Source organism: Serratia sp. GW822-FHT06E05 (genome assembly GCF_058799445.1).
The window spans coordinates 62,101-73,258 of the sequence record NZ_JBXALM010000002.1 but is presented as its reverse complement, the minus strand read 5'-3'; the positions used below and the strand labels follow the sequence as shown (position 1 = coordinate 73,258).

The 11,158-nt window shown below is 49.4% G+C and carries 13 protein-coding genes; 6 read left to right on the top strand and 7 right to left on the bottom strand.

From position 1 onward, the window contains the following. Nucleotides 1–12: 12 nt before the first annotated feature. The 3 genes from AC1RKC_RS07920 to AC1RKC_RS07910 all read right to left on the bottom strand — a co-directional run bounded on the left by AC1RKC_RS07920 (nt 13) and on the right by AC1RKC_RS07910 (nt 2,419). A complete protein-coding gene (locus tag AC1RKC_RS07920) occupies nt 13–795 on the bottom strand; it encodes an ABC transporter ATP-binding protein (RefSeq protein ID WP_373417535.1) in 783 nt (260 codons plus the stop codon). Nucleotides 796–808: 13 nt separating this feature from the next. Further along, nucleotides 809–1,618: an ATP-binding cassette domain-containing protein gene (locus AC1RKC_RS07915; protein ID WP_258089577.1), complete on the bottom strand. Its 810-nt coding sequence runs from the start codon at nt 1,616–1,618 to the stop codon at nt 809–811. A gap of 318 nt (nt 1,619–1,936) precedes the next feature. Further along, nucleotides 1,937–2,419 (bottom strand): hypothetical protein, encoded by a 483-nt coding sequence (locus tag AC1RKC_RS07910; protein WP_020827224.1) that lies wholly within the window; start codon nt 2,417–2,419, stop codon nt 1,937–1,939. 171 nt (nt 2,420–2,590) lie between these two features. Between AC1RKC_RS07910 and AC1RKC_RS07905 the strand changes: the two genes are divergently transcribed. Together AC1RKC_RS07905 and AC1RKC_RS07900 are read left to right on the top strand one after the other, a co-directional pair. Beyond that, nucleotides 2,591–2,884, top strand: a complete 294-nt coding sequence (locus AC1RKC_RS07905) for a hypothetical protein (RefSeq protein WP_046373362.1) — start codon at nt 2,591–2,593, stop codon at nt 2,882–2,884. Between the two features lie 436 nt (nt 2,885–3,320). Next, the gene (locus AC1RKC_RS07900) at nt 3,321–5,438 is read left to right on the top strand and encodes a TonB-dependent siderophore receptor (protein ID WP_308530546.1); all 2,118 of its coding nucleotides are present in this window, start codon (nt 3,321–3,323) and stop codon (nt 5,436–5,438) included. 55 nt (nt 5,439–5,493) lie between these two features. Here the strand turns inward: AC1RKC_RS07900 and AC1RKC_RS07895 are convergent, their stop codons facing one another. Then, nucleotides 5,494–5,670 carry a GhoT/OrtT family toxin gene (locus AC1RKC_RS07895; RefSeq protein ID WP_020827221.1) on the bottom strand — a complete coding sequence of 59 codons (177 nt, stop codon included), beginning with the start codon at nt 5,668–5,670 and terminating at the stop codon, nt 5,494–5,496. A gap of 223 nt (nt 5,671–5,893) precedes the next feature. On the opposite strand from AC1RKC_RS07895, the gene AC1RKC_RS07890 reads away from it, so the two are divergent. The 3 genes from AC1RKC_RS07890 to AC1RKC_RS07880 all read left to right on the top strand — a co-directional run bounded on the left by AC1RKC_RS07890 (nt 5,894) and on the right by AC1RKC_RS07880 (nt 7,780). After that, nucleotides 5,894–6,052: a YqaE/Pmp3 family membrane protein gene (locus AC1RKC_RS07890; RefSeq protein WP_020827220.1), complete on the top strand. Its 159-nt coding sequence runs from the start codon at nt 5,894–5,896 to the stop codon at nt 6,050–6,052. Between the two features lie 328 nt (nt 6,053–6,380). Continuing rightward, on the top strand, nt 6,381–6,938 hold the full coding sequence (locus tag AC1RKC_RS07885) for a GNAT family N-acetyltransferase (protein WP_129940716.1): 558 nt from the start codon (nt 6,381–6,383) through the stop codon (nt 6,936–6,938). Nucleotides 6,939–7,090: 152 nt separating this feature from the next. Then, nucleotides 7,091–7,780 (top strand): alpha/beta hydrolase, encoded by a 690-nt coding sequence (locus AC1RKC_RS07880; RefSeq protein WP_020827219.1) that lies wholly within the window; start codon nt 7,091–7,093, stop codon nt 7,778–7,780. Between the two features lie 99 nt (nt 7,781–7,879). Here the strand turns inward: AC1RKC_RS07880 and AC1RKC_RS07875 are convergent, their stop codons facing one another. Then, entirely contained in the window at nt 7,880–8,452 is a 573-nt protein-coding gene (locus AC1RKC_RS07875) for a type 1 glutamine amidotransferase family protein (protein ID WP_176983476.1), read from the bottom strand. A 624-nt stretch (nt 8,453–9,076) separates the two neighbouring features. On the opposite strand from AC1RKC_RS07875, the gene AC1RKC_RS07870 reads away from it, so the two are divergent. Further along, nucleotides 9,077–9,556: a GNAT family N-acetyltransferase gene (locus AC1RKC_RS07870; protein WP_242501593.1), complete on the top strand. Its 480-nt coding sequence runs from the start codon at nt 9,077–9,079 to the stop codon at nt 9,554–9,556. Nucleotides 9,557–9,743: 187 nt separating this feature from the next. On the opposite strand, the gene AC1RKC_RS07865 is transcribed toward AC1RKC_RS07870, so the two are convergent. Together AC1RKC_RS07865 and AC1RKC_RS07860 are read right to left on the bottom strand one after the other, a co-directional pair. Continuing rightward, the gene (locus AC1RKC_RS07865) at nt 9,744–10,883 is read right to left on the bottom strand and encodes a phage integrase Arm DNA-binding domain-containing protein (protein WP_493092380.1); all 1,140 of its coding nucleotides are present in this window, start codon (nt 10,881–10,883) and stop codon (nt 9,744–9,746) included. Next, nucleotides 10,864–11,121 (bottom strand): excisionase, encoded by a 258-nt coding sequence (locus AC1RKC_RS07860; protein ID WP_493092381.1) that lies wholly within the window; start codon nt 11,119–11,121, stop codon nt 10,864–10,866. The genes AC1RKC_RS07865 and AC1RKC_RS07860 overlap by 20 nt, the downstream gene beginning before the upstream one ends. Nucleotides 11,122–11,158: the final 37 nt, after the last annotated feature.

Here is an 11,158-nt window from a genome sequence, read left to right as displayed (position 1 = left end):
CTCCTCAAAATTTTAGTGCTGGAAAAAGGACGGCGACAGCGGAATGGCGTCGATCAAACGGCGGGTAGCGGAATGCCTCGGGGCGTGAAGCAGTTCATGGGTGGGGCGGTCTTCCACAATGACGCCAGATGCCATCACCAGCGTGCGCTGACATAAGGCGGCAACCAGTGAAATATCGTGGGAAACAAGCAACATGCCCATATTTTGCTGACGAGCAATCTGGTCGAGCAGGGCGATGATCTGCTGACGCAGCGGCAAATCCAGGCCGCTGACCGGTTCATCGGCCAGTAAAAAACGGGGTTTCAGCGCAATAGCACGCGCCAGGGCTACCCGTTGCGCCTGCCCGCCGGAAAGTTGTCCGGCGCGCACATACAGCAGGCTTTCATCCAATTCGACCTGTCGCAAAGCCCGTTCGGCAGCGATACCCCAATCCTGACGTGGACCAAGTTGGCGCAAGGGAGCGGTAATTAGTTCGACTACTCTGTGGCGAGGGTTGAGCGAAGCATGGGCGTCCTGAGGTACGTACTGCACTAACCGCCGGTACCAGCGCAATCTATGAACCGGGGCGGGGCGAATTTCCTCGCCCTGGCACAGAATATGGCCGGCGTCCGCCGCTTCTAGCGCCAGCAACAGCTTAAGCAGCGTTGATTTCCCGGCTCCGGAGCAGCCCACTAATCCAACGCGTTGTGCGGAGTACAGATTCAGATCGGTAGGTTGTAGCCCACCAGCCTCTGATGAATATTGTCGGCAGACCTGCTGCAGGCTGATGAAGGGCATTTCCCCACTCATGGGCATATTGTTCATGCCGTTACCCTGCCAGGCTCAGTGATGGGGGCCGGTTAAATGCCGGGCGTTGAGCACTGGCGACCAGTTGTTGGGTGTATGGATGCTGGGGGTGCTGTAACAATCGGCCGAAGGAACCCTGTTCGGCTATTTCCCCGTTCACCAGCACGATGGCACGTTGACACAGACCGGCGGCAACGGCGAGATCGTGAGTAATAAACAGTAACGCTGGCGCGCTGGGGCGTTCGGTGTAGCTTTTCAGGATATCAATCAGCTGATGCTGGCTGACCATGTCCAGAGCGGTGGTGGGTTCATCGGCAATAAGCAGGCTTTTCTCACCGAGCAAGGCCAGTGCTGCGCATATTCGCTGACATTGGCCCCCGGACAGTTGACCGGGGTAGCGCGGCATGACGTTGTCTGCCGATATTCCCAACGCTGTCAGTAATTCCGCAGCGCAGTGCTGGGCCTGGCATTTCGTCAGGGCATTTTGGCTGCGTAGCGCCAGGGTCAATTGCTGACCCACGGTGGCCAGAGGATTGAGGCTGGTAAAAGGATCCTGAAAAATGGCTGCCAAATCAGTGTTTTTACGCCGTGGCAAACGCAGACCATTAACTTCTCGCCCTTGCAGTCGAATCGAACCGCTAACCGTTGCTCCGACCGGCAGCGTGCCCAGAATGGCGGCGGCGGTCAGTGATTTGCCGGAACCCGATGCGCCCAGCAGGCATAAACGTTCACCTGCATGCAAAGTGAAGCTCAGATCGTGGATCTTGACCTCTGCGTTCAGTGAGAGCGTCAGGTGTTCTACGGTAAGTAACGGCGGGGTTTGGCTTTCCATTAATGCATCTGTGCTGGTTTATTATGATATGTAATAACATAACATTTCAGCCTCTGAAATGACCAGCGGATTAATGAAATACTTTGAAATAGGCTAAAGTGGGTTAACCAAGGTATAATACTCAGGGTTTTGTTGGCAGGTTGGTCCTATCGGTGAGAACGCTTATTTTCATTTTGTGCATGGCCGGTTATCTGCTGGTGTTGAGTTACCTTGGCGTGTTTGTCACTGATAAAATATGTGAAAAATCAGAAAACTATACCAAGGTCTGCCGTCTTGTCGATATCTCGGAACCCCATATCCCACGCTAAATCTCGGCCGTCAGCCTAAATAATCTGCGGTAATTAACGGTGTCAGCACCCCCGACAGAACGGCTAACGTAGCCCATTGTCGCCACCCTAAGCGCGCAAACCAATCTTGACGAAGAGGTGGCGTTGCAAGTTGACCCAGTACGATGGGGCCGGTGAGCAATACAGTCAGAAGAATAAAAACCAACCCTCGGCTCCAGATATTGAACTCGCTATGCATCACGTTGGCGTAATAAATCCGCATCAGAATATAATAGGCCAGCATCATCCAGGCAAAGTTAGCGCGTTTTTTGAGCAGGTGGTAAAGCATGAACCCGATAAATAGGCTGTGGCATGCGGAGATCAGTGGAGCTTCAAAAGGGTGTCTGACGCAGACGTTGTATACCGCCAGGTAGATATTAAAGATCAGTAGGGCATACACGGTATATATATACCAGCCATAGATAACCTTCAGTTTTTTGGGGGTTGGCGAGATTGGGCAATATTCCGGTATCATTGGAGCCTCCTGAGCTGACTAGCGTTATAACATTCAAAAACTAAATGGAATTTAAACGCTAAACAGGCTTTATTTTACCCTCTGTCGGGAACTAATCAGGGCCTGTCAGGTCTGTTGAAACCATAAGGTTTAGGGTGTTTTCCCATCGAAAAATAATGGCAACTTATTGATATGAAAGAGTATAAAAACGAACGTTTCACCATGTATCTGCTGTTTGCCACGCTGGGGTTTTATTTCTTTCTGCCACCTATGGTGGTCGCTTTATTTTGTCAGTGGTTCAATCTCAATCCCTTTAATGTCATTCGGTTTTGGCATATTAATCCCTTTTCTGCCGAACGAGGAATACCCCTTTATCAAACCTTTATATACATACTCATTTTATGGGGGGCAGCGAATATTTTGCTTGGCGCTATCCTGCTGGTGGTGAGCCGTTTGCATAAATGGTTTATTAAACGACCACGCTGAGCGTTGTTGCCGCTGGATGAGCAAAAAGAGGTGGATTGAAACTCCGCACTAAAGGATAATGATAGTCGTTATCATCTATGGGTGCCAGTCGAGAGGAAAAGGTTTGTCTCCTTATGCGCTCTTCCGAACTGGCACGACATTGCTTACATCTATTCCTGTTTACTTGCCAGCCTAGTGCTGGCTTTTTTTATTGTTATCTTTCAATCGACTAATTCCCTATTCAGCCCATGGTTTATTTGCCGTGCAGATTGCTTTGCTTGCTTATAAAAAGGCATAGAGGCTTGAAAATTTTTATCGATAAAGATAATAATTATCATTAATATTTCACTTAATTTACATACAACACACCGATATAACCTCTGCACAGCGTTGTTAATCCGCGTTGATGACAGGGCCTTTGGGTGTCATTTAATGTTTTTTACTGGGGATTACAGGTATGCCGACGATTTTTCCTGTCAAACGGTCACGGGTTTTGTGTGCGTTTGCGATGTTCCTGCCGCTGGTGTCTTTCGCTGAGGATACTCTGGTTGTCACTGCTAAACCCGCTGATACGGCGGAAGCTGCGACGCACGGCTATCAAGCCACGACCAGCCAGGGGGCGACAAAAACCGATAAACCTTTGATCCTGACTGCACAGTCCGTTTCGGTGGTGACGCGCCAACAAATGACCGACCAGAATACCCAAACGGTTAACGATGCCCTGAAATATACACCTGGTGTTTTCACTAACTTCGCCGGTGGTGCAACGCGCTATGACACCATTGCGTTACGTGGTTTTCACGGTGGCGACGTTAATAACACCTTCCTTGATGGTCTGCGGTTATTGAGTGACGGCGGCACCTATAATGCCTTGCAGGTTGACCCCTGGTTCCTGGAACGCATCGACGTTATCAAAGGGCCTTCATCGGTCATGTACGGGCAAAGCATTCCGGGCGGGTTGGTCGCTTTGACCTCCAAGCGCCCCCAGTTTGCCACGGAAGGGCACGTTAACCTGATGGCAGGCAATAACTACACCCAGGGTGGCGCTTTCGATGTGACCGGCGCGCTGTCGGAACAGTGGGCTTATCGGTTGACCGGGATGACGCGCAGCAGCGAAACCATGTATGACCATCAACGTGAGGAACGCTATGCCATTTCACCGTCATTACTGTGGCAGCCGGATGAAAATACTTCGCTGCTGCTGAAAGCTTACCTGCAAAAAGATCCCTCTGGCGGTTATCACAGTGCGGTACCGGCAGATGGCAGCCTTTATTCCAGTTCCGGTGACAAGCTGGGGCGTGGCTTCTTTGATGGCGAGAGCAGCCGCAATGTGTTCAAACGTTGGGAACAGATTTACAGCTACGCTTTCTCGCACAGTTTTAACGACGTTTGGTCATTCCGCCAGAACGCCAGCTACACCCACTCCAATGTTGAATTACAGCAGGTGTACCAGATTGGCTGGAATGACGATCACAGCCTGTTGAATCGCTATTACAGCGGTTCAGCCACTTCGCTGGATGCCTTCGCCGTTGATAACCAGTTGGAAGCCGATTTTGCGACCGGGCTGCTGGATCATAAGGTGATGCTGGGTTTGGATTACCAGCGCCTGCGTAATAATTTGTGGGATGAGTCTGCGAGAGCTTCGCAGCTTAATCCTTACACCGGCGTGTCCGGCGGTGACGCATTAACCAACCTGACGCATACCGATTCCCGACGTCGTTATGAGCAGACCGGCGTTTATCTGCAGGATGAAATCAGCTTACAGAATTGGTATCTGAATCTGTCAGGGCGCTTCGACCGTATCGAATCTAAAAATACGGTGCTCAACACCGGCACCAGCGATGCCCGCACCGACGACAATTTTAGCGGCCGTGGCTCACTGTTGTACCGCTTTGATAACGGTTTCTCGCCTTACGTCAGTTATAGCACCGCAGTCACCCCGGAGGCATTGCCCGATCAAAACGGCCATATGCTGAAACCCAGCACCAGCGAGCAGTATGAGGTGGGCCTGAAGTACCAGCCACAAGGCAGTTCCTCGATATACAGCGTGGCGCTGTATGACCTGACGCAGAAAGACGTGGCTAACCGCGTGGTGCAGCAAAGCTATTACCTGCCGGCCGGCAAGGTGCATTCTCAGGGGGTTGAGCTGGAGGCTCGCAGCAAGATCACCGAACGCTTCGATCTGATCGCAGGCTATACCTACAATAAAGTGAAATTCAAAGATGCCATTGATGGCAACGACGGCAACACACCGTATCTCGCACCGAACCAAATGGCTTCACTGTGGGGCAAATATGCCACCGCATACGGTGTGGATCTTGGAGCTGGGGCGCGTTACATCGGCAAGCAATGGGCCGATAACGAAAATACGTTGAGGATCCCTTCCGTTACGCTGTTGGATGCCTCGGTGCGGATGAATTTGGACAGGGTGAATCCGTCGTTGAAAGGTGCCTATGTGCAACTGAATGTGAATAACCTGACCGACCGGAAATATGTCGCGGCCTGCTATGGGACCGGCTATTGCTACTGGGGCGCAGAACGCTCCGTGGTGGCGACGGTTGGGTACGATTTTTGATGTAAGAGGCGGTGCTATCGCCCCGTCAGCGTTTGACGGGGTGGTTTCTGCAGCGTCAGAACAAGGAGAACATCAACACTACCGGTAGGCTCAGGGGCCAGGTTAAACCAATCGTCAAGGCACTGAGAAAACGAATTTTAATGGTATCCCGGCTGACCAGGTAGGTGAAAATCATAGAAACTACCAAGCCAATCAAATAAAAGTATTGTGTTGCAACCCACAGCGACGACATGAAACCTTACCCAGTTGTATTGTTAAGTTACAAATTTTAAGGGCTTAACCCCACATAATCAATGCTTATTAATTGTTTCTTCAATTTAGGCAGGTATCAACACAATTGCTGTGGCTATACGCATTTTTCATGCCACGTTGAAGACCGATTTGCTGGGTGAGATTTGAAAATGTTAAGCAGATATAATATGTTGGTGGCTTATGGAACAAAATGAGGCGCTATTATGAGTTTTTGGAGAATCGTATTTACCATCATCCTGCCACCGCTGGGCGTACTACTGGATAAAGGTATAGGCGGTGCGTTTATCCTCAATATTATCCTCACCTTGTTTGGCTACTTCCCGGGGCTGATCCACGCATTCTGGATCCAGACGAAACAGTAGTCACCGTGGTTGTAAAACCTGGACGGCTATAGTGTGGCTTTGATAACCCTGGCATCAGCGCATGCCGGGGTTTTTTTATTCTCGCACGGCGTTAATGAATATTGAGGCTATAAACAAATAACCACGAAAAAAGCGTCGCCAGCAGGCTTACGATAAAAAGAATGGAGATCATTTCCTTCACGTAAAAATTCCCTATTGATATTGTTGAAAATACTTCTCTTTGTTTTTTCATGGGATTTTAGATCGTTATAGGTATAAATCCTAGTTTTAATCTTGTCAGAGGCGTGTAAGCCATCAAGGCTTTGGGCGTGCATAGGAGGTTTATTCCTTGGAAATTCCTGTTTTAGTCAGTCGGAGGCTGGTATTGCGCCCACTGACGCCTGGCGATGCCGAAGATATTCAGCTGTTGTTTCCACAGTGGGAAATTGTGCGTCATATGACAGATCAAATTCCTTGGCCATACCCTGAAGGCGCTGCGTTGGAGTTTATCAATAATATCGCGCTACCCGCGATGGAGGCGGGCACAGGTTGGTTTTGGTCTATCCGGCGACGAGAGGATGAGCAGCATTTGATTGGTGTAATTAACCTGAATTTGATTGGCAACAGTAATCGTGGATTTTGGCTATCACTGGCATGGCAACGTCAGGGATTGATGAGTGAAGCCAGCGAAACAGTGACTGATTACTGGTTCAATCAACTGGGGCAGCCGGTGCTACGGGTTTCCAAGGCAAAAGACAACTTGGCGTCTCGACGTATTTCCGAGCATAACGGCATGCGAGTGGTTGCGACCCAAGAAAGCGCTTATGTAGCAGGCCGCATAACTACGGAAATTTGGGAGATAACCCGGGCAGAATGGTTCGCCAGGAAGGATGTTGCAACAGATTAACTATTCGTAGCTATTGCTGGAAACTCTTGATGTGAACTATATACAAGGGGGTATATAAAGACGTTTGGGCTTGAGCCAGAGGGTGCTGGAAGTGAACAGTGCGGACGCTCAAGTTTGGTGTAGCGTCTCCACGCGAAAGAAGGAATCTTGTAATGAAGGCAAAACCTACCGTAGTCCTGGTCCACGGATTTTGGGGCGGTGCAGCGCACTGGAGCAAAGTCATTACCGAATTATCGCACAAGGGATATCACTCGATTCACGCGGTTGAAATGCCGCTGACATCGTTGGCAGACGATGCTGAACGCACCCGCAAGATGGTGGCGCAGCAGCAGGGACCGGTGCTGTTGGTCGGCCATTCTTATGGTGGCGCGGTGCTCAGTGAAATGGGCAATCAACCCAACGTGGTGGGATTGGTGTATATCGCCGCCTTCGCACCGGACGCCGGCGAAAGCCCCGGAGGCATTACCCAGCAACATCCGCCAATTGCGGCGGCGAACCTGGCGCCGGACAGCGACGGCTATTTATGGATTAAGACAGACAAATTCCACGAAAGCTTCTGTCAGGATCTGCCTGCTGATGAGGCATTGGTGATGGCGGTAACGCAAAAGGCGCCGTTGGCCAGCACCTTCGGCAATACGATCGCTGAGCCGGCGTGGAAACACAAACCTTCCTGGTACCAAATCTCCAGCAATGACCGGATGATAGCCCCCGAAAACCAGCAGCGAATGTCTGCGCGTTTGAAGGCCAAAAAGGTGATTACGCTGGACGCCAGCCACGCTTCTCTTGCTTCGCATCCGAAAGAAATCGCCGCTTTGATAGATGAAGCTGCCAACGGCTTATAAGGCATTTCTATTAGATGGAGCCCCGTCCAACTTGCGGGGCTTTTTTATGCTGAAAAGTGGGGGCGGGGGCCGTGTTTGACTCGGCTGCAACCAATGGGACTAAATTGGTTTGCTGTGTTCAGCGGCGTGCATGGCCAGGTAGGTTTTAAGGTTGTTATCGCTAACCCCTAACATATCCAGGATCTCCGCCATAAAACTGACCGGTGCGCTACCGGGGGCGGTTACCACGCGCTGGTCGGCTACGGCGTAGGGCACATCCTGATAATATTCAGCTCCGCCGTAGTTAAGCTGCGATAAATTCTCAGCCGAATTGGAGGTGTGGCGAAGATGATCAAGTATGCCCGCCTGCGCCAAAACGCGGGTTCCATCGCAAATGGCGGCGACGACGATGTTTTTGCTGTGGGCCTCCGCTACCATCCCAGCGATATCTGGGGACTGATCGGTTCGCCATACCGTGCCTCCGCAGAGGATCAACAGATCTGTCTCGCTCAGTTGGATAGCCTCGAGCGCCATATTGGGGGTTACATGCATGCCGCCGGAGGAAATGACAGGGGCGCCATTGGGGGAGGCAAAGAGAGTATCGAAACCGTAATAGCCGCGGCAAGTAGAGTTGATCAGGGCAGTTTCCCAATCAGAGAAATTATCGGTAAGAATGGTCACAATACGCGTCATTGGCGGCGATTTCCCTATGTGTTGAACAAGGGCAAGAGGTGTCTCCTGCAGGAAGGAAAAGTGTAATGGCAGCCACTGTCAATTTCTGGCAGTAGGTCGCAGGGCTTGATACTTTTAGCTTTTCGGACGCATAAAAAAATCCCGCGCAGCGGCGGGATTAAGGGATGATAGCGACAAACTGGATGTTGTTCTGGTTATGTGATGGTGTGTGTCTCCAGATGGCGACAGTAGCGCACCTGAATTTCAGCGACAAGCAGAAAATCTGTAATGATGCAGGTATCAGAATATCCTCAGAAAAAACGCTGGGTATCGGTTCGATGATAAAGCCTGCCGGGTGGTGAGGATAGGGCGTGAGTGAGGCTTTGGCTAATAGGGGATTGTTGAACCACTTCCTTGTGTGAGGGCGTCCTAACGTCGTTTCCGCTTGGCGTTGAAAGTACTTATTCGTCTTTGTCGCAAATACATGACAAAGGAAAATACGACAACTGCGATCAAAACGACGATGATTGCGAAGGGAAGTAATTCCATAGCATTCACCTGAGATGGCAATTTGGCTATTCATTAAATAGGAATATTCCTAATTAGCGCAATGGGTAAAAACGTAATTAGGAATTACCTCAGCGGATGATGCTCACTAACCACAAAAATAACGGGGAGCCGAAATTGATTTTTCGCCTGGCAACAGTAACGGATGCTAACCTATTGATTGACATTGATACCTTGGCATCACAGGACCCACGTCGCTATGCTCAGATCGGCGAGTGGTGCGAGGCTGGTGTCTGCCACGTAGCCGAAATTGAGGGCATGGTCGTGGCTTACGGCGTATTGCACTATCACTTTTACGACAGTGGATTTATAGAAATTCTTATGGTTGGTAACCTGATGAGGCGTAAAAAGGTGGGGTTAAAATTTATCGAATATTTTAAATCGATCTGCATGCGTCCAAAACTTTTTACCTCAACCAATAGCTCGAATTTACCGATGATAAAGCTACTGTCGAAGGCCGGATTTATTGAGAGTGGCCGTATTGATAACCTTGATGAGCAGGATCCTGAAGTGGTTTTCTTTTTACCGGTAAAAAAAACAGCCGGAAAACAGAGTTAACCGGCTGATTTAAAATTAATTTATGTGTAATTAAACAGTCTGCTTGTGGAATACAAGGCGAAGATATAACTGTATGATATATATGATTTTAAATTTCACTCCAAAATATCCCCAAAATTGCTCCCCAAAACCAGATTTGAAAAATGAGAGCGAAGCTTAGGGATAACCCTGCAGATTTTACATAGCGTTACACCACTAAGGTGGTCCAATCTGCGCCTCTATCATCATGATATCTATCAGTCATTTCCTGTGTTTTATGCCCAAGCAATGTTTGGGTATCAACTCCCTGAGCACTATACAATCGTTCTGCTAATGATCGCTGTTCGTGGAAACTAGGGGCTGTACCATTTTTAGGTGGCTTAACACCTGCTGCCTGACGAGCTTCCAGAAAAGACCTACTCAATGAGCTAGTGTCAACGCTCTGGCCAGGCTTTATCGTTGCATGCGCCCGGACATGGTGAAGTAGGTAAGGGCTAACGGTGCGATCACGGCAACGGGCTATGACTTCCTCTAGTGTCCACCCGATAGAGTTGCATCGCAACGACACGGGTAAAGCGACTTTCGAACCAGTTTTACTCTGCTGAATGTGAAGATAACCCCCCCAAACATCGGTAAATTTCATATTGGAGATATCTTCCCGGCGCTGGCCTGTGACTACAGCCAGAAGCATTGCGTTTTGCACATAAGGCGGCATCGTTTCAGCCGCAGCAAAAATACGTTGCCATACTTCTAAGCTCAGACGCTCGCGAGATACCTTAGCTTTAGGCTTACGGGTAGCAAGGGCAGGATTGTAGCCTGCATCAACCTCACCGCTATGTTGAGCCTCTTTGAAAATATCGATCCAAACACTGCGGAGCAACTGTGCCATTCTTGATTTACCCATGTCTTTGTACTCATCAAGAATCATCGCTAGCGATTTAGTATCCACTTGTTTTAGCCTGATATTGGGTAATTTCTTGGCTAATGTCAGGGCGCATGATTTTCTTGTTTTTAACGTGGTAGGTTTTAATGTCCCATCGGAAATTCTCTCCGCTTGTATCTCCAAATATCTTTCCACCCATTTAAAAAGAGTTATCGATGGTTGCACCTTCTGGGTGGTTGAGATCGCTATATCAACGAGCAGAGTAGCCTGGCGTGATTGCTGTTCGCTGAGGAGCCGGTTGGCCTCTGTCGCAGCATCACGTGCATGCTCTTCGTTAGTGCCAAAGCCGATAAATTTGCCAGTAATAGGGTGTCGATACTGCCAATATACCTTATTGGTTCGCTTGTCTAATTTGCAATATAAGTTGGGTACGTTTAGATTAAACTTACGAGGTCTGGCCGCCATTGAGAACCTTCCTGACTAAATTACTCACCGGTTTTGAAAATTTTTCCAAGGCTGGTGGGGGGGCTAAAATGCCAACAAATTTAGCGTCTTCATCAACCACCCACCTTTTCCCCTGTTTTAAAGGCCGTGGGTATATCTGACCAGTTGACGCATATTTGTTCAAAGTTGTTTGAGTGGGGGGATATTTCCACCCATTTGGGCCTGAAGCCCATTCATGTATTGGTATTAATTGCCCCATAGTTAACTCCACACGTTAAGCCCGCCGCATACGGGCA

Bases quoted from the DNA above. Each gene is read 5' to 3' on its own strand.
- AC1RKC_RS07870 (WP_242501593.1), top strand. From the start codon at position 9,077: ATGATGCTCACTAACCACAAAAATAACGGGGAGCCGAAATTGATTTTT.
- AC1RKC_RS07880 (WP_020827219.1), top strand. From the start codon at position 7,091: ATGAAGGCAAAACCTACCGTAGTCCTGGTCCACGGATTTTGGGGCGGT.
- AC1RKC_RS07900 (WP_308530546.1), top strand. From the start codon at position 3,321: ATGCCGACGATTTTTCCTGTCAAACGGTCACGGGTTTTGTGTGCGTTT.
- AC1RKC_RS07905 (WP_046373362.1), top strand. From the start codon at position 2,591: ATGAAAGAGTATAAAAACGAACGTTTCACCATGTATCTGCTGTTTGCC.
- AC1RKC_RS07875 (WP_176983476.1), bottom strand. From the start codon at position 8,452: ATGACGCGTATTGTGACCATTCTTACCGATAATTTCTCTGATTGGGAA.
- AC1RKC_RS07895 (WP_020827221.1), bottom strand. From the start codon at position 5,670: ATGTCGTCGCTGTGGGTTGCAACACAATACTTTTATTTGATTGGCTTG.
- AC1RKC_RS07860 (WP_493092381.1), bottom strand. From the start codon at position 11,121: ATGGGGCAATTAATACCAATACATGAATGGGCTTCAGGCCCAAATGGG.
- AC1RKC_RS07920 (WP_373417535.1), bottom strand. From the start codon at position 795: ATGCCCATGAGTGGGGAAATGCCCTTCATCAGCCTGCAGCAGGTCTGC.
- AC1RKC_RS07865 (WP_493092380.1), bottom strand. From the start codon at position 10,883: ATGGCGGCCAGACCTCGTAAGTTTAATCTAAACGTACCCAACTTATAT.
- AC1RKC_RS07910 (WP_020827224.1), bottom strand. From the start codon at position 2,419: ATGATACCGGAATATTGCCCAATCTCGCCAACCCCCAAAAAACTGAAG.
- AC1RKC_RS07915 (WP_258089577.1), bottom strand. From the start codon at position 1,618: ATGGAAAGCCAAACCCCGCCGTTACTTACCGTAGAACACCTGACGCTC.
- AC1RKC_RS07890 (WP_020827220.1), top strand. From the start codon at position 5,894: ATGAGTTTTTGGAGAATCGTATTTACCATCATCCTGCCACCGCTGGGC.